The organism is Veillonella intestinalis (genome assembly GCF_943192895.1).
Classification (GTDB): Bacteria; Bacillota; Negativicutes; order Veillonellales; family Veillonellaceae; genus Veillonella_A; species Veillonella_A intestinalis.
In genome coordinates, this window is record NZ_CALPCB010000009.1 from 50,470 (window position 1) to 73,583 (window position 23,114).

At 40.2% G+C, this 23,114-nt stretch carries 21 protein-coding genes; all 21 read left to right on the plus strand.

The window, feature by feature from the left end:
* Positions 1 to 77 precede the first annotated feature (77 nt).
* The 21 genes from NFR27_RS08395 (at position 78) to dtd (ending at position 23,102) form a co-directional block, all read left to right on the plus strand.
* A complete protein-coding gene (locus NFR27_RS08395) occupies positions 78 to 638 on the plus strand; it encodes a hypothetical protein (RefSeq protein ID WP_251441266.1) in 561 nt (186 codons plus the stop codon).
* A gap of 3 nt (positions 639 to 641) precedes the next feature.
* The gene (locus tag NFR27_RS08400; RefSeq protein ID WP_251441264.1) at positions 642 to 1,856 is read left to right on the plus strand and encodes an acetate/propionate family kinase; all 1,215 of its coding nucleotides are present in this window, start codon (positions 642 to 644) and stop codon (positions 1,854 to 1,856) included.
* Positions 1,857 to 1,951: 95 nt separating this feature from the next.
* On the plus strand, positions 1,952 to 2,536 hold the full coding sequence (locus tag NFR27_RS08405) for a Maf family protein (RefSeq protein ID WP_251441370.1): 585 nt from the start codon (positions 1,952 to 1,954) through the stop codon (positions 2,534 to 2,536).
* Between the two features lie 39 nt (positions 2,537 to 2,575).
* A complete protein-coding gene (gene radC, locus NFR27_RS08410; protein WP_277612550.1) occupies positions 2,576 to 3,274 on the plus strand; it encodes a RadC family protein in 699 nt (232 codons plus the stop codon).
* Positions 3,275 to 3,359: 85 nt separating this feature from the next.
* Positions 3,360 to 4,397, plus strand: a complete 1,038-nt coding sequence (gene mreB, locus NFR27_RS08415; protein WP_251441262.1) for a rod shape-determining protein — start codon at positions 3,360 to 3,362, stop codon at positions 4,395 to 4,397.
* The gene (mreC, locus tag NFR27_RS08420; RefSeq protein ID WP_251441261.1) at positions 4,397 to 5,314 is read left to right on the plus strand and encodes a rod shape-determining protein MreC; all 918 of its coding nucleotides are present in this window, start codon (positions 4,397 to 4,399) and stop codon (positions 5,312 to 5,314) included. Before mreB ends, mreC begins: the two co-directional genes overlap by 1 nt.
* The gene (gene mreD, locus NFR27_RS08425) at positions 5,311 to 5,802 is read left to right on the plus strand and encodes a rod shape-determining protein MreD (protein ID WP_251441259.1); all 492 of its coding nucleotides are present in this window, start codon (positions 5,311 to 5,313) and stop codon (positions 5,800 to 5,802) included. The genes mreC and mreD overlap by 4 nt, the downstream gene beginning before the upstream one ends.
* A 36-nt stretch (positions 5,803 to 5,838) precedes the next feature.
* Positions 5,839 to 7,809, plus strand: a complete 1,971-nt coding sequence (gene mrdA / locus NFR27_RS08430; protein WP_251441257.1) for a penicillin-binding protein 2 — start codon at positions 5,839 to 5,841, stop codon at positions 7,807 to 7,809.
* A 33-nt stretch (positions 7,810 to 7,842) separates the two neighbouring features.
* Entirely contained in the window at positions 7,843 to 8,970 is a 1,128-nt protein-coding gene (locus NFR27_RS08435; RefSeq protein WP_251441253.1) for a P-loop NTPase, read from the plus strand.
* Positions 8,971 to 8,979: 9 nt separating this feature from the next.
* On the plus strand, positions 8,980 to 10,083 hold the full coding sequence (gene rodA / locus NFR27_RS08440; RefSeq protein WP_251441251.1) for a rod shape-determining protein RodA: 1,104 nt from the start codon (positions 8,980 to 8,982) through the stop codon (positions 10,081 to 10,083).
* 105 nt (positions 10,084 to 10,188) lie between these two features.
* Entirely contained in the window at positions 10,189 to 12,072 is a 1,884-nt protein-coding gene (locus NFR27_RS08445; RefSeq protein WP_251441249.1) for a TIGR03960 family B12-binding radical SAM protein, read from the plus strand.
* On the plus strand, positions 12,044 to 12,736 hold the full coding sequence (locus NFR27_RS08450; protein ID WP_308795284.1) for a TIGR03936 family radical SAM-associated protein: 693 nt from the start codon (positions 12,044 to 12,046) through the stop codon (positions 12,734 to 12,736). Before NFR27_RS08445 ends, NFR27_RS08450 begins: the two co-directional genes overlap by 29 nt.
* 216 nt (positions 12,737 to 12,952) lie before the next feature.
* A complete protein-coding gene (locus NFR27_RS08455) occupies positions 12,953 to 14,383 on the plus strand; it encodes an Rne/Rng family ribonuclease (protein ID WP_251441245.1) in 1,431 nt (476 codons plus the stop codon).
* A 196-nt stretch (positions 14,384 to 14,579) separates the two neighbouring features.
* Positions 14,580 to 15,152, plus strand: coding sequence for a manganese efflux pump MntP (locus NFR27_RS08460; protein ID WP_251441244.1), 573 nt, complete (start codon positions 14,580 to 14,582; stop codon positions 15,150 to 15,152).
* Between the two features lie 222 nt (positions 15,153 to 15,374).
* Entirely contained in the window at positions 15,375 to 15,686 is a 312-nt protein-coding gene (gene rplU, locus NFR27_RS08465) for a 50S ribosomal protein L21 (RefSeq protein ID WP_115311015.1), read from the plus strand.
* 3 nt (positions 15,687 to 15,689) lie between these two features.
* Positions 15,690 to 16,004, plus strand: coding sequence for a ribosomal-processing cysteine protease Prp (locus tag NFR27_RS08470; RefSeq protein WP_251441242.1), 315 nt, complete (start codon positions 15,690 to 15,692; stop codon positions 16,002 to 16,004).
* A 12-nt stretch (positions 16,005 to 16,016) separates the two neighbouring features.
* The gene (gene rpmA, locus NFR27_RS08475) at positions 16,017 to 16,301 is read left to right on the plus strand and encodes a 50S ribosomal protein L27 (RefSeq protein WP_006555123.1); all 285 of its coding nucleotides are present in this window, start codon (positions 16,017 to 16,019) and stop codon (positions 16,299 to 16,301) included.
* 450 nt (positions 16,302 to 16,751) lie between these two features.
* Complete coding sequence (gene hydG / locus NFR27_RS08480; protein ID WP_251441240.1) at positions 16,752 to 18,170, plus strand: [FeFe] hydrogenase H-cluster radical SAM maturase HydG; 1,419 nt, start codon at positions 16,752 to 16,754, stop codon at positions 18,168 to 18,170.
* Positions 18,171 to 18,414: 244 nt separating this feature from the next.
* Entirely contained in the window at positions 18,415 to 20,406 is a 1,992-nt protein-coding gene (gene recJ, locus NFR27_RS08485; protein WP_251441238.1) for a single-stranded-DNA-specific exonuclease RecJ, read from the plus strand.
* A gap of 12 nt (positions 20,407 to 20,418) precedes the next feature.
* Entirely contained in the window at positions 20,419 to 22,653 is a 2,235-nt protein-coding gene (locus tag NFR27_RS08490; protein WP_251441236.1) for a RelA/SpoT family protein, read from the plus strand.
* On the plus strand, positions 22,653 to 23,102 hold the full coding sequence (gene dtd, locus NFR27_RS08495; RefSeq protein ID WP_251441234.1) for a D-aminoacyl-tRNA deacylase: 450 nt from the start codon (positions 22,653 to 22,655) through the stop codon (positions 23,100 to 23,102). Before NFR27_RS08490 ends, dtd begins: the two co-directional genes overlap by 1 nt.
* Positions 23,103 to 23,114 lie beyond the last annotated feature (12 nt).

Sequence of the window (23,114 nt, forward strand, 5' to 3'; positions counted from 1 at the left end):
GTGCAAGGATTAAGAAAGAATGGTATAATTTAACCGTACGTGATTATTTGTACAGACAAACTGAATCGAGGGATAATATGAAGAAATGGTTCACTGTATGTCTTATGGCTCTTATGGTCCTCGTTATGAGTGGCTGTGGCAGTGATAATGCATTAGATTCCTATAGTTTTGGTCACAAAGTGATTAAGGCGGGGGCTTCAGAAATTACCGTTGCCTTACCTTATGATATTGGCGTACAACCTAATACTTCGCAGAATGCATTAGGGTATCCAGTGACTACGTATTTAGGAGCGGATAAGAATTTTCTAGTATCCATTGAGGCTATTACGCCAAAAGTGGGGCAACCATTACCAACAGCGCAAGCTTATGGTATGGAAGCAAAGCAATTTTATGATAAAAGTTTTGGCAAAAACTTAACTTGGTCAGAGGCTATGAAGTCTGTTGATGGTGTAACGGCGTTTACTGCTGATGCGACTTTGAAGTCTGACAAAGCAAAAATTCGTTTCTTTCAATACACGTTTGTAGATAAGGGTGTATTGTGGAATATAACCTATCAGTACCCAATTGATAGCACGATGGGTGCTCAGATTTCTGATTTTGTGGTAGGCAAAATTCAAATTACTAAGAAAGAGGGATAAGTAATGAATGTTTTAGTAGTAAACTGTGGTAGTTCTTCCTTAAAATACCAGCTTATTGACATGGACAAAGAAGCGGTATTAGCTAAAGGACAATTTGAAAAGATTGGTGCTGATGATGCAATCTTTACTCACAAACGTCCAGACGCTGAAAAGTTAGAACGCGTAGAACCTATTTTGGACCACAAACAAGCACTTAAAATTTTGCTTGATATTTTAATTGATGCAGAATACGGCGTAATCGCATCTATGGATGAAATTGATGCTGTTGGCCATCGTGTGGTTCATGGTGCTGAAAAGTTTGCTGACTCCGTGTTAATTACACCTGCTGTTATGGAAGCATTACAGGAATGTGCTAAAATTGCACCTCTTCATAACCCACCAAATATTCAAGGTATCGAAGCATGCGAAGCAATTATGCCAAGCGTGCCACAAGTTGCTGTTTTTGATACAGCATTCCATCAGACAATGCCTGCAGAAGCATTCCTTTATGGTTTGCCTTATGAAGCATACACTGAATTAGGTGTTCGTCGTTATGGTTTCCATGGTACTAGCCATAAATATGTATCCCAACGTGTAGCTGAATTAATGGGTAAACACATGAGTGATTTACGTATTATTTCTTGTCACCTTGGCAATGGTTCCAGTGTGGCGGCCATCAAAGCTGGTCGTTCTATCGACACTTCCATGGGCTTCACTCCATTATCTGGTTTAATCATGGGTACTCGTTGTGGTGATATTGACCCAGCTATCGTACCATTCTTGATGGATAAATGGGATATGACATACCATGAAATCGACGCTATTATGAATAAAAAATCTGGCGTATTCGGTATTTCTGGTGTATCCAATGACTTCCGTGTTATTGAAGAAGCTGCTGAAGAAGGCAACAAACGTGCTCAATTAGCTCTTGATATGTTCCATTACAAAGTTCGTTCCACTATTGGTGCGTACGCAGCTGTTATGGGCGGTGTAGATGCTATCGTATTTACTGCTGGTATCGGTGAAAATGGTATCGGTAACCGCGATGCTATCTGTAATGGTCTTGAATACCTTGGCACTCGTCTTGACCGTGAACGCAACAATGTTCGTGGTAAAGAAACTGAAATTAGCGTAGAAGGCTCCAAAGTAAAAATCTTCGTAGTACCTACTAACGAAGAAATTATGATTGCTCGTGATACAAAACGTATTACAGCTAGCCTTGTAATGAAAAACTGGTAATTACATATTCGTGTGAACGAAATATAACACAGGCGCGCAGTACCTTTGTAGGTACTGCGCGTTGTAGTTTACAAGCTAATAGGGGGTAAAGATAACTGATGAAATTATATTTAGCATCTGGCTCACCACGGCGCCGTGAATTATTAGACCAAGTAGGGATTCCCTTTACGGTCGTTAAGAGTACTTATGAAGAGCATAATGAACAATATGAGTCGCCCTATGAATTAGTGGAACAACAGGCTCTAGGGAAGGCATTAGCTGCTGTTATACCAGCAGTTACTAGTAATGAAGGTTATGTTGTATTAGGGGCAGATACGATTGTGGTTCATAAGCAACATAAATTGGGGAAGCCCGTTGATTCTGCTGAGGCCACCGCTATGTTAGAAGAATTGTCTGGTGATTTTCATGAGGTGGTTACGGGCGTTGCTCTTTGCAAGTATGATCATGTTGGGCAGTTGGTGTCACAAGCAATCTTTCATGTGCGAACGAAGGTGTATTTCTTTGAATTAACCAAGTCAGAGATTGCAGCTTATGTTGCTACTGGAGAACCCCTTGATAAAGCGGGGGCGTATGGTATTCAAGGTCAAGGGGCATACTTGGTAAAAAGTATTGAAGGATCATATACGAATGTGGTAGGCTTGCCTGTTGAAGTGGTGGCTAGAAAGTTAAACGAATTATAGGCATAGGGATTAAATCGTTTATTAGGGAGATGGTATACGGTGAGTGGCGTAATAACTGGTTGTGTACGGGAGTGGCAACCTTGGCAACAACCGAGAGAAAAGTTTTTAAAAATGGGGCCTCATAATGTAAGTATAGAGGAATTATTGGCTATTTTATTGCGTACAGGACGACGGGGGACTTCGGTGCTTGAATTAGCCAAAGAGGTTTTGAATACAGTTCAGCATGGTGCTTACGGCCTTAATGAAATTACTGTAGAAGGGCTTCAAACGATTAAAGGCATAGGTTGTGATAAGGCCGTTACAGTGTGTGCCGCTATTGAATTGGGACGGCGTTTAGGACAATTAAAAGTAAAACAAACGTATGAAGATTTTAGTAATCCTAAAGCGGTAGCTATGTATGTAATGGAACGCTTGCGTTACGAAAAAGAAGAGCATGTGTGTGCGGCGTTTTTGAATTGTAAAAATAAGTTAATTACGCTTGCTACCATTTCTATAGGTGGTTTAACTGGGAGTTTGGCGGAGCAGCGCACGGTGTTTCGCCAAGCTTTGCAGGCTAATGCGGCAAGTTTGATATTAATTCACAATCATCCGTCAGGAGAGGCAACACCTAGTGCGGATGATGTAGCGATTACCAAAGTATTTATTGAAGCCGGTTTAGTAATGGGAATTCCTGTATTGGATCATATAATTATTGGTGATGGCATCTATACAAGCTTGTGTGAAAAAGAACTATTATAAGGGAAGAACTCCGTGGTCGTCGGTTGATTTATCCTTACGGGCAATAGTATAATTAAGAGATGAGTTAAGTAAGGAGACTAAGCAGATGATTCGTATATTTTCGTCATTAGGACGAGACTTAGGTATAGATATAGGCACAGTGAATACGCATATCCATGTACAGGGGCGTGGTGTCGTTTTATCGGAGCCATCCTTAGTGGCTACCGATACTAAGCAAGAAGGTATTGTAGCCGTAGGGGCTGATGCAGAACGCTTGTTATTGCGCACCCCTGATATGCTTGATGAAATGAGACCTTTGCGAGATGGCTTCATCGTTGACTATCGTGTTATGTTGACTATGTTGCGTCATTTTATGAATAAAGCATCTCGTACTGTAGGGCGGACGCGCGTTATTATGGCCGTTCCCTGTGGTATTACCGATGTGGAAAAACGGGCTATGACGGATGCTATTATTCAAGCAGGAGCTCGTGAAGCATATTTGTTAGAAGCGCCTGTGGCCGCTGCTTTGGGCTGTCATTTGCCTGTGTTTGAGGCTTGTGGTAGTATGGCTGTTGATATTGGTGGGGGTACGACGGATATTGGCGTTATGGCCTTGGGTGGTAAGGTAATTGCTCATTCTGCCCGTATTGGTGGTCATGATTTTAATGAAAGTATTTTACAATATATTAAAAATACCTTTTCTGTTATGGTGGCTGTGGAAACGGTAGAAGAAATTAAATTAGAGTTAGGTACAGCCTTGCCACCACAGGAAGAGGCTGAGCTGTCCTTTTTAGGACGAGATATTGCTAATGGTCTTATGAAGCGGATTATAATTCGCAAGTCAGAAGTATATCAAGTGATGCAGGAAACGTTACAACGTATTGTAGATGAGATTAAGTCTGTAGTGGAACAAACGCCTCCAGAATTGGCGGCAGATATTATGGAACGAGGTATGATTTTAACTGGTGCTACAGCCCTTATGGAAGGGCTGGGGCAACGCTTGAGTGAAGAATTGGGCATTCCCGTGCAAGTGCCAGCAGAACCAGGGTTTGCTGTAGCTGTAGGGCTAGGCGAAGCCTCTAAAGAATTTGCTCGTATGGAACGCTTTATTATTGCCTCTAAAAATCGGAAAGGAAGGGCCTAATGTTTTCATCAGAACGACGGTTAATCGTTATGGTAGGGCTTTGCTGTTTGTTTTTAGCCCTCTTAGGGTATGCTTGGAAACAACGGACGAGCATTCCCTATGTAACCGTGACGTTTGAACGAATTACAACGCCATTTACTTATGGCGCTTCACGTTTTTTAGGATCTATTCACACCGGCATTGCTGTGATTGATACAGCAATTAATGGTACGAAGGAAATGGATACAATTCGTGAAGAAAATGCACAATTACAGCAAAAAGTGACAAATTATGATGAAGTAGTGGCTGAAAATATGCGCCTTCGTCAGTTGTTGTCATTTCAAAATAGCCATCCCCAATTTGATATGGTAGCAGCTGCCGTAGTAACTCGTGATGTTGGTACTTGGACGAATACCTTTACCATTGATCGAGGCAGTGAAGATGGTCTTACGCCAAATATGGCGGTAGTCATTCCTGGTGGGGTTGTGGGTTTTATCAGTGATGTATATACCCATTCTGCTCGTGTACAGACGGTTCTTGACCCTCGTACAGCTATTGGGGTTATTGTACAACGACCTGAATCTCGAGTAGCGTCTATTGTTAAAGGCAATGGTAGTAATCCTGATGAGCCGTTATTGGTTAATGTAGCTCGTGATGGCGACGTATTAAATGGCGATACTTTGATTACTTCAGGCTATGGTGGCATTTATCCAAAAGGTCTTTTAGTAGGTCATGTAGCACGAATTGACAATGACTCCGAAGGTTTTGTTAAGAATGCAGTCGTACAATTGTCGGCAGATTTACGAAATGTAGAAGAAGTCTTTGTTATTCTTCGTTCTCGAGAAGGTGAGCTAGATAAGCCTAGTTTAACGCCTAAATTGGTACCGCAAACACAGCGTGACCAAGTAGAAGGTGTCAAAGGAGCGACGAAACAATGAGAACTATGATTTATATACTCATGGGGATTTTTACGTTTCTCATCCAAGCGAGTGTATTGCCTGTCCTATTTAGACAAGGGTGGATACCTAATTTAATTTTAGTATGGGTCATTGTCTTGGCCTTACTTAGAGGGCGCCGTATTGGTTTGATGGCGGCTATTGTAGGGGGCTTAGTGCATGATATATTAATATCCAATGCGTTTGGTCTTCACTTTTTCCCGTATATTGCGGTGGCCTATTTTATCAGTATCTGGTCACATAGTGTATATGAGGAACAATGGTATGTGACCTTTGCTTGGGTTTCAGTAGCTACTGTTGTTGATATGTTAGTGCGTATTGGTATGCTCTGGTTAGGGCGTGAAGATATTTTGATAGGCACATATATTTGGCATCACATCTGGCCTGTATGGTGGCTTAATGGCTTAATAGGCATTATGGTGCATGAAATTCTCTGGTATATGGAAGAGAAGGACGAATATATTTGGTAGTACATCAGTGTAAAATATTAGTGAGGAGGCATCGGCGTGCTTGAAGCATTATATAAAAAGAATAAAAAAGGCCGTTTTGATGCCTTAGTATATATAGTAATGGCAATTTTTGTCATTTTAGTAATTCGCTTGTTTTATCTTCAGATTATGGATGGTGAATACTATCATACGAAGGCAGAAGGGAATCGCTTGCGCATGGTTTCCGTTACTGCGGCGCGTGGGGTTATGTATGATCGAAATGGGCAAATTGTAGCGGGCTCTCGTCCGGCATATACTGTGTCTATTGTGCCAACTGGCAAAGATATTGACCCTGCGGAATTACAGCGTTTGGCTACGATACTAAATATTAAGCCAGAAACCATTCAAAATAAGATTGCCACTCATAAAGGGGGCTACGAACCAATTCGTTTAGCTACGGATATTACGATGGACCGTGTGACCATGATTGAAGAACATCGTCATGAGTTACCTGGTGTGTCTATTGAAGTAGAACCGTTGCGCTATTATCCTTATGATTCTTTGGCTTCACAACTTTTTGGCTATGTAGGGGAAGTAAGTGAAGAAGAATTAAATGAGATTAAGGCAGAAAATCCTGAAACATCAGTCGGTCCTGGTACGATTTTGGGCCGTTCTGGTTTGGAAAAAATGTATGACGATGTATTACGTGGTACCGATGGGGGCAAGCAAGTTGAAGTTGATGCCACTGGTCGTCCTGTAGCTGAAGTGGGTCGTAAAGATACAATTCCTGGTCGTGATATTCATTTAACAATAGACTTAGCCTTACAAAAGGCAGCTGAAAAAGCAGTTACGGATCAATTAAATTCGTTACGAGCGCAAGGCATTCCAGCTCGCGGGGCTGCTGTAGTTGCTATGGACCCTAATACGGGCGCTGTATTGGCTATGGTGAGTGCACCAGGTTTTAATCCCAACTGGTTTGCTAGAGGGATTACATCGGCTCAATGGAATCAGTTAAATACAGATCCTAATCATCCCTTTGATAATAAGGTAATTTCTGGCGAATATCCCCCTGGATCACCTTTTAAAATTGTTACGGGGGCAGCTGCCTTAGAGTTAAAAAAGGTTACGCCTGATGAGATGATCTTTGACAGTGGTCGCCATTGGTTGATTGATAAACGCAATGCAGAAGGAGAAGCCTTAGGCTGGCTTGACTTTAATACAGCTTTAGCTAAATCAGATAATGTGTATTTCTATGAAATGGGTAATCGTGTAGGCATTGAAGAATTAGACCGCTTTGCTAAGTTATTTGGTCTAGGTGAAAAAACCGGTATTAAATTATATGGTGAGTCTAGCGGTAACTTAGCAAGTCCTGAATATAAACGAAAAGTATTTGATCAAGATTGGTATTTAGGGGAAACCTTTGATGCGGCTATTGGCCAGTCCTTTACATTGGTAACGCCTATTCAGATGGCTGTATTAATGTCAGAAGTGGCTAATGGCGGCATTCGCTATCAACCGTATGTGGTGAGTCGTGTTGATAATAGTGATGGTACGCCAGCAGAAATTTTTGGCCCTAAGAAAATTGGGGTGTTACAAGTTTCAAAAACAGTCATGGATTTAATTCGCAATGGCTTACGTGACGTTACGGCTGAAGGTGGTACGGCGGGGTCTTTATTTAAAGGTTGGCCGATTGAAATCGCTGGTAAAACAGGGACTGCGGAAAACTCGACAGGCCGAGATCATGGTTGGTTCGTGGCGTATGCGCCATATGATAAACCTCGCATTGTAGTCGTAGCTTTGGTAGAACAAGGGAGCTTCGGTGCTGGTTCAGCTGGTCCGATTGTAAAAGATATTTTAGCAGAATATTTCCACATTAATACGGGCAAAGAAGGGGCCAATGGAAATGCTACGACAACGAATGGAGCGACTGCGGGTAGTACGACCACTGGTAGCCAGAATAGTGCTATAAATACGAGTGGTAATGTCGTAAATAGTGGCAATACGACTACGAATATTGATGATACTGTTACAGGTCCTAAAGGGCCGTAACCCATTTTAGAAACATAAGAGAAAGGAGTAGCTATGGGAAAAATTATAGCCATTATGTCAGGTAAGGGCGGTGTAGGTAAAACTACGCTGACTGCTTATATTGGGGCCGCTTTAAATCGTCGTGGCCACCGCGTACTTATTACTGATGCGGATTTTGGCATGCGTGATCTTGACTTAGTGTTAGGTAAGGAAAATGATATTTTCTTTGATGCTATTGATATTTGGAAAGAGTATTGTAATAAGGATAATGCGATTGTGCCATTGCGAGATGGATTTGATTTTTTACCAGCTACTCAAAGTCGTCGCTGGGAAGATGTGGGGCGTAAAGGGTATGGCAAGCTTATTAAGCGAATAGCTAAAGGCTATGACTATGTTATTATTGACGCTCCAGCAGGCATTGGCCGTGGTAATGAAGCTATTTTTAGAGTGGCTGAACAACTACTTTTAGTAGCGGAACCAATGTGGGTATCTTTGCGAGCCGTACAGCGCGTTATGCAATTATGTCATGAAGAACGTCTATTTAACTATGGCTTAGTGTTAAATAATGTTGGGCGTAGTGATGCGGCTGTGTCAGTGGATGAAGCGTTACAAAACTTGCAGGTTGAAAATTTAGCCACAATCTTACCACATAGCGCTAATATTTTGGCATGGTCTCAAGCAGGCGTACTTCATGAGGAATGTGATGAAGCTATGGATGTAATGATGGATCCTTTGGTAGCGTATATCGAGACTGATACAGCTTGGGAAGAGGCTGATGTATTAGCTCATTGGCAATCCTTAACATCTGACGTAGTAGATACCACTACTGCTGAAGCTAGCAAGAAAGGTACAGAGAAAGTAACAAAGAAAGAAAACGAGTTACTGGCAACGGCAGAGTCTGTTTCTGACGAAACTAATAATAAAACAGCCGTTGTTGAGCCAATAGCAGCTATTTCTCATGTAACAGCGGATGATGACCTTGATACAGCTAAGGAACCAGCGGTAGATACTCAAGTTATAGATATTCAAGTTATAGATGATAAAAACTTAGATACGCAGCCTGTGGAGAGTGCTGTTGTGGAGCAAGAACAAACAGAAGAGGTGCCTAAGAAAATGAGTTTTGGCTCTCTTTTAAAACGTCGTTTTACGAGTTTTTGGACTCGTGGCGGGCGTTTGCGCTAGGAGGTAATTATGTGGCATAAAATCTGGCGCGAATGGGATTGGACTATCGTCATTTGCACAGTGCTACTCATTGGTGTAGGCTTAGTCATTATTGGCAGTGCTACCCATGTGAATCGCGAAGGTTTAAATTTTACAGATTTAGTAAGTAAGCAAATTTTATTTTTCTTTATTAATGCAGTAGTTGTTGTATTAATGCAGTGGTTTGATTATCGTCGTTTGCGTTCTTGGGGGCGACCTTTATATTTTATTACTATCGTATTGCTGTTAGCCGTTATGTTTATTGGTACGTCTGCCTTAGGGGCACAGCGGTGGATTCAAATTGGGCCGATTACCATTCAGCCTTCAGAGTTTACAAAGCTACTTATGATTATTAGTATGGCTAAAATGATGGAAAGTCGTGTCAATCAGTTGAATACATTTCGTTCATTAGTGCCCATTGTATTATTTGTTGGTATTCCGGCTTTACTTGTATTTAAACAGCCTGACTTAGGAACGTCTTTGGTATATTTGGCTATTCTTTGTGGCATGCTCTTTGTGGGTGGCGTACGCATGCGATTAGTGCAAATTATTGTAGGCGTAGCCGTTATATTAGCGCCTTTAGGATGGTTTGTTTTAAAAGAATATCAGCAACAACGTATTCTCGTATTTTTAAATCCAAATATCGATCCTTTCGGCGCAGGGTATCACATTATTCAGTCTAAAATTGCCATTGGTTCTGGTATGATTTTAGGGAAGGGTCTATTTGAAGGAACTCAAAGTCAGTTAAACTTCTTGCCGGAAAATCATACAGACTTTATTTTCTCTGTTATTGGTGAAGAATTAGGTTTTGTAGGCTGTGTTATTGTGTTGATTTTACTATTTACTCTGATTTATCGGAGTATTGTTATAGCGCGGAGTGCTAATGATACCTTTGGTATGTTGTTAGCTACGGGTATTGGCTCTATGCTAGTGTTTCAGGTATTAGTTAATATTGGTATGACTACGGGGATTATGCCGGTTACAGGGATTCCATTACCTTTCATTAGTTATGGTGTTAGTGCCCTTACAACAAATATGATTAGTGTTGGTTTGCTATTAAATATTGCTATGCATCGTAAGAAATTGATGTTCTAACCTAAATATTTGGCGAACCTAAAATTTATATTGTATAATAAAAATCTGTAACATAAATATATCGAATGTTCTAGATGTTAAAATAGAGTTTGAATCGGAGGTCCTATGGTACAATTAGATGCTAGCTGGTTGCAGCATGTGCAGAAACCAGCCCGCTATACTGGCGGTGAATGGAATAGTGTTGTGAAAGATCACAAAGACATGGACGTTACTATGTGCTTTGGTTTTCCAGATGTGTACGAAGTGGCCATGAGTCACTTGGGAATTAAAATTTTATATTCCTTGCTTAATGAATTGCCTTATGTGGCAGCTGAGCGTGTATGTGCTCCTTGGCATGACATGGAAGAAGAAATGCGTAAGCGCGAAATTCCTTTGTTTTCCTTAGAAACGAAAACACCAGTTAAGGATTTTGATTTTCTAGCCTTTACATTGCAATATGAGATGAGTTATACCAATATCTTGAATATGTTGGATTTAGGTGGCATTCCGTTCTACAGTAAGGATCGAGATTTATCTTTCCCTTTAATTACGGCGGGTGGTCCTTGTGCTTATAATGTAGAACCTATTGCTGATTTTGTCGATATTGTAAACTTAGGCGAATCAGAAGAACATATTGTAGAAATGGTGGAATTATATCGTCAAGAAAAAGCGGCTGGTTTCCCAGGCGGTAAAGAAGGGCTACTTCGTAAAATGGCGCAAATTCCTGGCAACTATGTGCCATCCTTATATGAGCCACAATATACAGCTAAAGGCGACTTCAAAGGTATGAAAGTATTAGCTGAAGAAGCGCCAGCAGTGGTACAAAAACGCATTATTGAAGATATGGATAATTGCCATTATCCGACTAAACCAGTGGTGCCATATATTGATGTAGTTCATGATCGAGCTGTTTTGGAATTATTCCGTGGCTGTACGCGTGGCTGTCGTTTCTGTCAGGCTGGTATGTTATACCGTCCTGTTCGTGAGCGTTCACCTGAAAAATTAGTACAATTAGCCAAAGAAATTATTGCCAATACAGGCTATAATGAGATTTCCTTAATGTCGTTAAGTTCCGCTGACTATTCAAAATTACCTGAATTAGTAGACATGTTAATGGAAGAATTTAAAGATAAGCAAGTAAGTGTAAGTTTACCGTCATTGCGCATAGATGCCTTTTCCATTGATATTGCTAAGAAGGTACAACAAGTGCGTAAAAGTGGTTTGACCTTTGCCCCAGAAGCAGGTTCACAGCGTATGCGTGACGTGATTAATAAAGGGGTTAGTGAAGAGGACTTGATAGCGGCTTGTACAAATGCGTTTAAATCAGGGTGGAATACGGTTAAATTGTATTTCATGATGGGCTTGCCGACTGAAAAGGACGAAGATGTGGCAGGTATTGCTGATTTGGCGTATAAAGTATTGGATTTACATCGTGAAATTACTGGTAAACGCAATGGTAAAGTAACTGTGAGTGTGTCTTTCTTTGTACCAAAAAGTCATTCCCCATATCAATGGTATGGTCAGCAATCGGTGGAAGAAATTCATCGCAAACAGCAATATTTAAAGACTTTGATTAATAACCGCAATATTTCCTATCATTATCATGATGGGGCAACTGGCTATATGGAAGCTGTTTTTGCTCGTGGTGATCGTCGTTTGAGTAAAACCTTAATCGAAGCGTGGAAATTAGGTTGTAAATTTGATGGCTGGACAGAGTTTTTCTCTATTGATAAATGGATGGAAGCCTTCAAAAATACAGGTATCGATCCTGATTATTATGCCCGCCGTGACCGTGACTTTGATGAGCCATTACCTTGGGATCATCTAGATGATACGGTATCTAAGAAATATCTTAAATTGGAATGGGACCGTGCTGTGGAAGCTTCTTTAACTCGAGATTGCCGTCGTTTACCATGCAATGGCTGTAATGTATGTCCGGAGTTAAATACGGCAATTGTTGATTATCAGGAGGGTGGACGCGTTGAAAAAGTTACGTTTGGCCTTAAGTAAGGGCGAAGATATGCGATTTTTATCGCATTTAGATTATGCGCAAGCTGTGGAACGTATGATTCGACGTGCGGCTATTAAAATGGCTTACTCGGAAGGGTTTAACCCTCATATGAAAATCAGTTTTTCATCAGCTTTAGCGCTTGGAATCACAGCAGATGTTGAATACTTAGATATGGATATCATTGAGGATTTGACTGTAGCTGACGTTAAGGAACGCTTAAATCAGGTGGCGCCACCAGGTTTGCAAGTCCTTGATGGTCGTGAAATGCCAGATAGAGTAAAAAAACTAATGGCTATTTGTAATTATGCGGTATATGAAGTATCTGGGCCGGTAACAGCTGAAGCTGATTGGGCTAGTTTATTACAACCGTTTAATGAAGCTACTGAAATTGCTTATGAAAAGGTAACTCCTAAAAAGACACGGACAATTGATGTAAAACATTTTGTAAAAGAGCCAATAACCGCTCGTGTTGAAGGAGACCGTGTTATTTTAACAATGGGGATTGGCATTTATCCTGAAGGTACTATGAAACCAGGGGATGTGTGGCAATTGGGGCGTGAAAAATATGGTTGGCCAGTTACGGATGGTTATTCCATTCATCGGCAGACTATTATGGTTGAACGAGACGGACAATTAATTTCGCCTTTAGAGGTAACTGTATAGTTATCGTAACCTTAAGTTACTAAGGTATCGGCCTATAATTTTAAGTATCTAAGTTATAGGCCTAGATTACTAAGCATATAAGTTGTAGACTTAGATCACTAAGCATATAAGTTGTAGATTTAGCTCACTAAGCATCTAAGTTGTAGACCTAGTTCACTAAGCATATAAGTTGTAAAACTAATAGATGTCCTAAGTATATAAAGAAAGGAGTTTGTCATGAAACGAATTGTAGCCAATGTTATGGCTGAAGAAATTCGTATGGTTTTGTTAGATGAAGCTAATCAGCTCGTCGATACAGCGTTTCACAGACCCAGTCGTGAAGAAACGATTAACCATATCTACAAAGGGGTAGTGCGCAATGTATTACCTGGCATGTCGGCTGCATTCGTTGACATTGGACTTAAACAGAATGCGTACTTAAATTTAAAACAAGGGAAGCAGACTAAATCCATGGGCAAACTCCATGTAGGACAGACTGTGTTAGTGCAAGTTGTCAAAGAGGAAATGCTTGGTAAAGGAGCACGCGTTAGTGCTGATGTTAGTTTAGCAGGGCGATTCATGGTTTTGTTGCCTTATTCAGATGGGCTACATATTTCAAAACGTATTACTGATGATGAGCTTCGCGCTAAGTTAGCAGAGTTGGCAGCGCCATATTTAGCTCGTGGCTGTGGCTTTATTTTGCGTACGGCAGCAGCCACAGCATCGTCTGACGCCTTGCAAGGGGATATGGAATTTTTGTGGAGTACGTGGACTCAATTACAAAATCGCTATAAAGTAGCTAAAGGTGGCACTGAATTATATAGTGATGCGGACTTTTGGTTTCGCTTAATTCGTGAATATTTGAGTCGTGATGTGGGCGAAATCATCGTGGATGATGTAGGGGCGTATGAGCATTTACGTGATTTGTTGCAAGTTACTAATATGTTATCTACAGTGAATTTAAAACTTCATGAAGGGGCAGAGCCTGTATTTAAAGAGTGGCAAATTGAAAGTCAATTGGATACGTTACTGAATTCACGTATTGATTTGCCATCAGGTGGCTTTTTAAAAATTGATACGACGGAAGCTTTAACGGTTATTGATGTAAACTCTGGACATTATACGGGGCGTTCGGGAACGGCTAGTGAGGTTGCGTTGGAAGTGAATCGGGAAGCGGCTCAAATGATTGCCCGTCAGTTACGTCTGCGTGATATTGGTGGCATTATTGTTTGTGATTTTATTGATTTACCAAAAAAAGCGCAGCGTGAAGAGTTAGTAGCATATTTGACTGAATTAGTTCGCAAGGATCCTATTAAAACAGTAGTGTGTGGCATTACATCACTAGGTTTAGTTGAATTAACACGCAAACGTGAGCGACAAGGTTTACAGTCTATTTTATTTGATGGTTGTTCACAATGTGGCGGTACAGGGCAATTACTATCGGCTGAAACGGTGTATTTGCAGATTATTCGTCGTTTACGAGAATTATATCGAAGTGGGCGTTTAAAATCTGATTTGCTAATTGAAGTGAATGAAGAAGTAGGACGCTATTTTACAAAGGCTGTACTTACGCAGTTAGAAGTTGAATGCAAGCGTTCCATTCGCTTAGAGGTGCAAGCGTCTATGAATCGAGAAGCCTATTCCTTATTGGCGGTAGGTGAAAATTAGAAAGACTTAAGTTGCTAAGTCTTTCTTTTTTTTATATAATATATAGGTTATTAATTTTACTAGAAGCTTTGAACGAATACAGTGCTATAGTATTATCGTATTATTGCGTTATAGTATTGCCGTATTGTATTTTTAGTGACGTTTGTCGGTACTGCCATAAATAAAACTGCCCTACCATTAGAGAGGATGTTCGTGTATGTCGATTTGGGAACTGTCTTTAATTGCTATAAGTTTAGCAATGGATGCTTTTGCAGTAGCTGTTGCTAAAGGCCCTTGTATGTCTGATCGGGAAATAGTTAAAAAAATAGGAATGCCCTTTTTATTTGGTGTATTCCAAATGCTTATGCCCATTATAGGTTGGTTCATTGGGGCCCAATTGGCGAGTAAAATCGATGCTTACGATCATTGGATTATATTTGGACTCTTAGCATATTTGGGGATTAATATGATACGCAATAGTAAAAAGGTTGAATATGGTGAAGATGAATTAATTATTTGCCAACTCTTAACTTGGCGTGAAGTCTTTGTATTAGCCATAGCTACGAGTATTGACGCTTTAGCGATTGGTTTGACGCTAGCTTTTTTTGATATTAATATATTGGCCGCTACGGGGCTGATTGGTATTGTAGCTTTTATTTTATCCTTGGCTGGCGTATACTTAGGGCAACAGTTGAAAAAGATTTTTGCTGGTAAGGCTGAAGTTGTAGGTGGGGTTGTATTAGTTCTTATTGGCTTGAAAATTTTATTACAGCATTTACAAATTATTTAGGCTATGAATAATAGTCTCTAAAAGGGGCTATATCGTATATAACTTGTTAAATACTCGCAGTAAGTAGTTGACTTACTGCGTTTTTTCATGTAAAATAAATTAGTCGTAGTTTGGGTACGCCCAACTATTGCAGCCGCATGGAGAGGTTTGTAAATGTCCCTCATTCCATCAGGCATGAGAGAATACCGTATTCAGCGAGTTCGAAAACAAGGAGGTGTCACAATGTACGCAATCATTAAAACTGGTGGTAAACAATATCGCGTTGCTGAAGGCGATGTAATTACTATCGAAAAATTGGAAGCAGCTGCTGAAGAAACTGTAACGTTTGACGAAGTATTAACTGTAGTTAACGACAGTGATGTTAAAGTAGGCGCTCCACTTGTGGACGGTGCAAAAGTAACAGGTACAGTACTTGAACATGGTAAAGCGAAGAAGATTTTAGTTTTCAAATATAAAGCAAAATCCAACTATCGTCGTCGCCAAGGTCATCGTCAACCATTTACAAAAGTTCGCATTGAATCCATTCAGGCATAAGCTATGATTCGGATTCAAATCAATCGCAATAAGGCACAGCAAATTGTTAAGTGTCATATTAGCGGACATGCTGAGTACGATGAGCATGGCTATGATATTGTTTGTGCTGCTGTATCCGTTTTATCTTGTACGGCTATTTTAGGTTTGCAAGATATTGCGCAACAGGCAGGAACATATAACAATCGTTCCGGTGAATGTACCATTTCTTTAGAAGGGGACATCACTGAAAACGGACAGGCTATATTGGCTACTATGGTTCTTGGACTTCAAGAAATTGCTAGACAGTATAGTGATTTTGTATCACTGAGTGAAACATAGGAGGTGAACGGAATGTTTACTTTTGATTTGCAATTATTTGCACATAAGAAAGGTGTATCCAGTACACGTAATGGTCGCGATAGCGAATCCAAACGTCTTGGCGTTAAATGCCATGATGGTTCCGTTGTAAAAAGCGGTAACATCATCGTTCGTCAACGTGGTACTCATTTCCATCCTGGCACTAATGTAGGTATTGGCAAAGACGATACTTTATTCGCATTAGTTCCTGGTAAAGTTGCTTTCGAACGTGCTGGTCGTTATAACCGTAAAGTTAGCGTATACCCAGTAGAAGCGTAAGTAATTAAAAATCCCTATTAGTTGAGATATCAGCTAATAGGGATTTTTTTATCTCAATCCCAAATTATGCCACCCTTTCTCCACTTTTAATGAAAGGCTGTGGATAAGGGCATTATTTTTTCTTGATGAAATAAGTGGGAGAAGTGTGGTCATACTGTTTGCAACGACCTTTAGAGCTTGTCTCGTAGGAAGTAAAAACAGTATGACCACACTTATTCTTATGTTTATATATGTAAAAATAATGCAGTATCTTGTAGCCTTGCTGTTTTCAAAAGTGGAGAAAAGGTGTATAATTAATACATATTCAAGAGATTCAATATAGTAGAAGCAAAGTGCATAGGTAATATGCTAAACCTGAATAGACTATCGAAATGTAGGTAGTTACTGTAGCTCATATTAGGGAAAGGCGAGCGCACAGGGCTTCGCTATGGTAGAGTAAAGGAGATCAATATGTATGATGTAAAATCCTCCAAGGCGGAAGAGTTTATTAATCACGAAGAGATTTTAGATACCTTAGCATATGCTGAGGCCAATAAGGAAAACCGAGAATTGTTAGATCAAATCTTGGCTAAGGCAGCGACTTACAATGGCCTAAATCATCGTGAAGCGGCAGTTTTATTGGAATGTCCATTGCCTGAGTATAAAGAAAAACTATTTGCGCTGGCAAAAGAAATTAAACAAAAAATTTATGGGGATCGTATCGTTCTATTTGCCCCTTTATATTTATCTAACTATTGCGTAAATGGTTGTGTATACTGCCCATATCATGCTAAAAATCGCAACATTTCACGTAAGAAATTGACACAAGAACAAGTGCGTGAAGAAGTATTGGCGTTAGAAGCTATGGGGCATAAACGCATTGTTATCGAGTCTGGGGAAGACCCAATTAATAATCCATTAGAATACATTTTAGAATGTATTAAGACGATTTACAGCATTAAGAACAAAAATGGTGAAATTCGTCGTGTTAATGTAAATATTGCCGCTTGTGAAGTGGAAGATTATAAGAAGCTTCACGAAGCTGGTATCGGTACTTACACATTATTCCAAGAAACATATAATAAGGAAAACTATGAAGCTCTTCATCCACATGGGCCAAAGAGCAATTATGCGTACCATACGGAAGCCATGGACCGTGCTATGAAAGGCGGTATTGATGATGTGGGGATTGGTGTATTATATGGGCTTGAACATTATCGTTATGACTTTGTTGGCCTTTTAATGCATGCAGAGCATTTGGAAGCTGTATTTGGCGTAGGGCCACATACAATCAGTGTGCCACGTATTTGCCCAGCTGATGATATTGATGTAGATGATTTCAGCAATGCTGTACCAGATGATATTTTTGAAAAAATTGTTGCTTTAATTCGTGTATCTACACCATATACAGGCATGATTATGTCTACGCGTGAAAGCCAACGCATGCGTGAACGTGGCTTAGCCCTTGGTATTTCTCAAATCAGTGGCGGTTCTCGTACGAGCGTTGGGGGCTATAAAGAAGAAGAATTACCAGAAGATAATTCAGCCCAATTTGATACGAGTGATCGTCGTAGTTTAGATGAAATTGTAGATTGGTTGTTAGAACTTGGCTATGTACCAAGTTTCTGCACGGCTTGTTATCGTGCAGGCCGTACGGGTGACCGTTTTATGGCCTTGGCGAAGAGTGGCCAGATTCATAACTGCTGTCAGCCAAATGCGTTGATGACGCTTAATGAATATTTACTAGATTATGCTACTGATGAAACGCGCGCTACAGGTGAAGCTGTTATTGCCGAACAGATTCATAAAATTAAAAATGAAAAAGTAAAAGAAGCCTCTGCTAAGTATATTAAGCAAATGGAACATGGAGAACGTGATTTCCGCTTCTAATAAGTTAGGCTCTTTTCATAGGTAATGGATTAGAATGAGTGATTATAAAATGATAATCACTCATTCTTTTTTTACATTAAAGAATGTTTCTTATTGAGAAAAAGAATAGAAAAGAGTTTAACTTAATTAGTAAATGATGTATAATAAAATATATTGAGAATGATAATACACTATTTTAAACATAGAATTTTTAATATTGAGATTGAAATTCGATACCTGAATATATGAGTGAGACGAGATAGATATGAGACAGAGCAAAGCAAAACGATGGCGCTTAGCTTCAGGTGATGAACAAGTTGAACGAGAGTTAGTTCGTCACTTAGGGGTATACCCTGTAGTGGCTAAGCTATTAGTGAATCGGGGCATCGATACAGTCACTGCTGGACAAGATTTTTTATATGGTACAGTTAATGATTTATTAAATCCATATGATTTAAAAGGCATGGCAGAAGCAGTGCCCTTAATTCAAAAAGCAATTGATGAACAACAACGGATTGTTGTATACGGCGATTATGATGTGGATGGTATTACGGCCACATCTTTAATGTATCGCTTTTTAACACGTTGTGGAGCGAATGTAAGTTATTATATACCGGAGCGACAAAGTGAAGGCTATGGCTTAAATGCAGAAGCGTTAGAGCATATTATCGAGCAAGGCACAGAACTTGTGATTACGGTTGACTGTGGGATTAGCTCTTACGATATTGTTGAAGCCGTTCGTAATCGGTTGACGATGATTATTACAGATCATCATACGGCGCCGCCTGAGATACCTAGAGCGGCGGCTGTTATTAACCATAAGCAACCAGGCTGTTCCTATGGTGATAAAAACTTATCAGGGGTAGGGGTTGCGTTTAAATTGTGCCAAGCTATTTGGCGCGAACGCACCGGTGAAGCCTATTTGGATGATTTAGATATTGTAGCCTTAGGTACGGTTGCCGATGTAGTGCCTTTAGTGGGTGAGAATAGAATTATTGTGCGTGAAGGGCTTAAGAAAATGACTGAGTTGCCTAATTTAGGCATTGCTGCTTTAGTTGAAGTGGCAGGTCTGGGGGGGCGCAAGTTAACCACGGGTCATATTGGTTTTACGTTGGCACCACGATTAAATGCGGCTGGTCGAGTGACGCATGCAACGCGAGCCGTTGAATTATTAGTAACCACTGACCAGACTACGGCTAATTGCATTGCGGAAGAGCTGCAAGCGACTAATCAGGAGCGACAACTCATCGAGCGAGGCATTCATGAGGAAGCTCGTCTTGATGTAATTAATCAAGGTGAGGACGCTCATAAGGTCATTGTTGTAGCTGGTGAAGGGTGGCACCCTGGCGTAATTGGAATTGTAGCCTCTCGGTTAGTAGAGGAGTTTTATCGCCCTACCTTGGTAATTAGTATTCATGATGGCATAGGTAAGGGTTCGTGTCGTAGTATTGACAATTGTAATATTTATGAAGCCTTGAAATCAGCAGAAGATTTATTATTACAATTTGGTGGTCATAAACAAGCGGCCGGCTTTAGTATTGCGGCTGAAAATATTCCTGCTTTACGGCAGCGGTTGTCCGCCTATTGTGAAGCGAATTTAACGAATGAAGATTATGTGCCGATTATCGATATTGATACGCCTTTAGACCCTGCAGAAGTAACAGTGGAATTGGTGGATCAAATTGAAACCCTTGAACCGTATGGTATGGGTAATAGTACACCTGTATTTTCTATTAATCCTATAGCGGTACAAGATGTATTTTTATTAGGTCAACAGAAGAATCATTGTAAGATTATTTTGCAATCTCAAGTAGGCCCTTTAGATGCGATTATCTGGCATGGGGCTGATTATCATAGAGAAGTTTTTCCTGATGAAAAGATAAAAGTGGCTTTTGCTTTACAAAAGAATGAATGGCAAGGTCGTATTTCACCACAATTAATGGTGCAAGATTTAGCTCTTTTAGGGGAACAACGAGCTCATTTAACGGCAGAAGGGTTGCGTGAAATGTATGTTATTGTGCGCAGTGTTTTCCGCAGTGCTACAGCACCCCGTTATATAGTGGAATCAGAAGTGTTGCATCGCCATCCACAGAATCAAACTGAAAAAGAGGCGATGTTAGCGTTAGATGTATTTAAAGAATTAGGAATTTTGCAAGAAGAAACGACAGAGGAAGGCATGGCATTATATCGTTGGTGTCATGTAAAGGAAAAACTAGAACTTATTACTTCCCTGACGTTCTTAAAATATAGTGCTTAAGGAGGTGGGAATATGATTGAAAATGAAGAAGGCAAAGCGCTGGTGGACATGCCAACGTTTAATAAAGAAGTTGAATTAGCCCACCTTATGGAGATTGTTAGGGTTTATTTAGATGAGGCTGAATGTGACCAAATTATGCAGGCTTTTGAGCTGGCTGATAAGGCGCATGCGCCGCAAAAACGAGCGTCTGGCGAGCCGTATATTTTGCATCCTCTAGCAGTCGCTACGATTTTAGCTAATTTACAAATTGATGCGACGACCGTGATTGCAGCTTTGCTTCATGATGTAGTAGAAGATACAGAGGTTACGTTAGAACAAATCGAAGAAGCCTTTGGCAAGGATGTAGCTTTTTTAGTAGATGGAGTTACTAAATTAAATCAATTTCAGTACCATACAAAGGAAGATCAACAGCTAGAAAATTATCGCAAGATGATTTTAGCTATGGCTAAAGATGTGCGTGTAGTGGTTATTAAATTGGGCGATAGACTGCATAATATGCGTACCTTAAAGCATATGCGTAGTGACAAGCAAAAACGAATTGCTCAAGAAACGTTAGAGATTTTTGCACCCTTAGCACATCGTTTAGGTATTTTTAATATTAAATGGGAACTAGAGGATTTATCCTTCCGCTATTTAGAACCTGATAAATACTATGATTTAGTGGAACAGATGCAAGAAAAGCGTCATGTGCGGGAAGAAATCGTTAATGATACGATGGAGCAACTTAAAAAATCCTTAGGTGACGCGAATATTAAAGCGGATGTAAAAGGGCGACCAAAGCATTTTTATAGTATTTATAAAAAGATGAAAAAAGATAATCGCGATTTATCACAAATCTATGATTTGTATGCTGTTCGGGTTATCGTTGATACTATTCCTGATTGTTATGCTGTATTAGGGATTGTTCATAATTTATGGAAACCATTGCCCTATCGTTTCAAAGATTATATTGCCATGCCTAAGTCTAATATGTATCAATCGTTGCATACTACCATTATTGGTACGATGGGCCATTCTGTAGAAATACAGATTCGTACTTGGGATATGCACCGCGTTTCAGAATACGGGGTAGCCGCTCATTGGCGCTATAAAGAAGGTGCCAAGAATGGCGATAAGGACTTTGACCAGAAGGTTGGTTGGTTACGGCAAGTGCTAGAATGGCAAGATGCTAGTAATCCAAAGGAATTAGTAAATGCCTTAAAATTAGATGTATTTTCAGGCGAAGTTTTCGTCTTTACCCCTCGTGGTGATGTTTTAAAATTGCCAAAAGGGGCTGTGCCGTTAGACTTTGCGTATCGTATTCATACAGATGTGGGCCATCGCTGTGTAGGGGCAAAAGTAAATGGCAAAATTGTTTCATTAGATTACACCTTACAAAATGGCGATATTGTTGATATTATTACTTCTAAAAATGGTAAACCTAGTTTAGACTGGCTTAACATTGTAGGCTCTACGGAAAGTAAGAGTAAGATTCGCAATTGGTTTAAGAAAGAAAATAAAGAAGAAAACGTCATTAAAGGTCGTGAGTTACTCGAAAAAGAAGCACGCCGGTTAAATTACGATTGGAAAGAATTAAATAAGCCAGGTCGTCTCGATCAAATTGCGAAAGCTTTAAATGCTGGGAGCGATACTGAACTATTGTCGGCCGTTGGTTATGGCGGAATTCCTGTTAATTCTGTATTGCTACGTTTTGTTGATTTATATAAACGAGAATTAGCCAAAGAAGATAATCGTCGTGATACGATGGCTTTGTTAGAAAAGCTGCGAACTCATGAACCAGTGCGCCGTAAGAGTAGTACGGGTATTCTCGTCAATGGTGAACCAGATGTTATGGTGCGTATGGCACGTTGTTGTAATCCTGTACCAGGCGATGAAGTGGTAGGTTATATTACTCGTGGTCGTGGTGTGTCCGTGCATCGAGCGGATTGTCCGAATATTGGTCATACCCCAGAAGATGTGGACCGCATGATTGAAGTGGCTTGGGACGTAGGTACTCGAGAAACTTTCCATGTAGCTATTGAAATTACGGCTTATGACCGTGGGGGCATGCTTATGGAAATTATGGCCTGCTTGTCGGAGATGAAAATCAACATTGTAAATATCAATGCTAAAGTAGATGATACGAAGAATGCGAATATTAGCTTAGTTATTGAAATTCGTGACGTTTCAGAATTGGATTTTGTTATGACAAAGATTCGTCGTATTCGTGATGTATATTCGGTGCAACGTGCCAATGGAGGTAGCTAATGAGAGCAGTCGTACAACGAGTTAGTGAGGCTGCGGTTACTGTAGCTAATAGAGAAGTAGGCGCTATATCGATGGGTGTGCTCGTCTTATTAGGGGTTGGCAAGGGCGATACAGAAGCAGATGCTAAATATTTGGCTGAAAAGATTGTTAAGCTTCGCATTTTTGAAGATGAGGCGGATAAGATGAATTTATCCCTATTAGATGTGGGGGGCCAATTATTAGCTGTATCACAATTTACTTTGTATGGTGATGTTCGCAAAGGGCGTCGACCTGGTTTTGATCAAGCCGCGCCGCCTGATCAAGCGGAGGCTTTATATGAAGTCTTTATCAACTGCTGTAGAGATTTGGGGGTAACTGTGGGAACCGGTCAATTTCAGACACATATGATGGTGTCCTTAGTGAATGATGGGCCTGTTACCATTTTATTAGATAGTCAAAAACAGTTTTAAAATATTTTTATA

Coding starts and splice junctions, on each gene's coding strand:
- NFR27_RS08455 (WP_251441245.1), top strand. CDS start 12,953: ATGAAACGAATTGTAGCCAATGTTATGGCTGAAGAAATTCGTATGGTT.
- dtd (WP_251441234.1), top strand. CDS start 22,653: ATGAGAGCAGTCGTACAACGAGTTAGTGAGGCTGCGGTTACTGTAGCT.
- NFR27_RS08400 (WP_251441264.1), top strand. CDS start 642: ATGAATGTTTTAGTAGTAAACTGTGGTAGTTCTTCCTTAAAATACCAG.
- rpmA (WP_006555123.1), top strand. CDS start 16,017: ATGTTTACTTTTGATTTGCAATTATTTGCACATAAGAAAGGTGTATCC.
- NFR27_RS08435 (WP_251441253.1), top strand. CDS start 7,843: ATGGGAAAAATTATAGCCATTATGTCAGGTAAGGGCGGTGTAGGTAAA.
- hydG (WP_251441240.1), top strand. CDS start 16,752: ATGTATGATGTAAAATCCTCCAAGGCGGAAGAGTTTATTAATCACGAA.
- mreB (WP_251441262.1), top strand. CDS start 3,360: ATGATTCGTATATTTTCGTCATTAGGACGAGACTTAGGTATAGATATA.
- mreC (WP_251441261.1), top strand. CDS start 4,397: ATGTTTTCATCAGAACGACGGTTAATCGTTATGGTAGGGCTTTGCTGT.
- NFR27_RS08395 (WP_251441266.1), top strand. CDS start 78: ATGAAGAAATGGTTCACTGTATGTCTTATGGCTCTTATGGTCCTCGTT.
- recJ (WP_251441238.1), top strand. CDS start 18,415: ATGAGACAGAGCAAAGCAAAACGATGGCGCTTAGCTTCAGGTGATGAA.
- rodA (WP_251441251.1), top strand. CDS start 8,980: ATGTGGCATAAAATCTGGCGCGAATGGGATTGGACTATCGTCATTTGC.
- NFR27_RS08470 (WP_251441242.1), top strand. CDS start 15,690: ATGATTCGGATTCAAATCAATCGCAATAAGGCACAGCAAATTGTTAAG.
- NFR27_RS08460 (WP_251441244.1), top strand. CDS start 14,580: ATGTCGATTTGGGAACTGTCTTTAATTGCTATAAGTTTAGCAATGGAT.
- NFR27_RS08445 (WP_251441249.1), top strand. CDS start 10,189: ATGGTACAATTAGATGCTAGCTGGTTGCAGCATGTGCAGAAACCAGCC.
- mreD (WP_251441259.1), top strand. CDS start 5,311: ATGAGAACTATGATTTATATACTCATGGGGATTTTTACGTTTCTCATC.
- NFR27_RS08490 (WP_251441236.1), top strand. CDS start 20,419: ATGATTGAAAATGAAGAAGGCAAAGCGCTGGTGGACATGCCAACGTTT.
- rplU (WP_115311015.1), top strand. CDS start 15,375: ATGTACGCAATCATTAAAACTGGTGGTAAACAATATCGCGTTGCTGAA.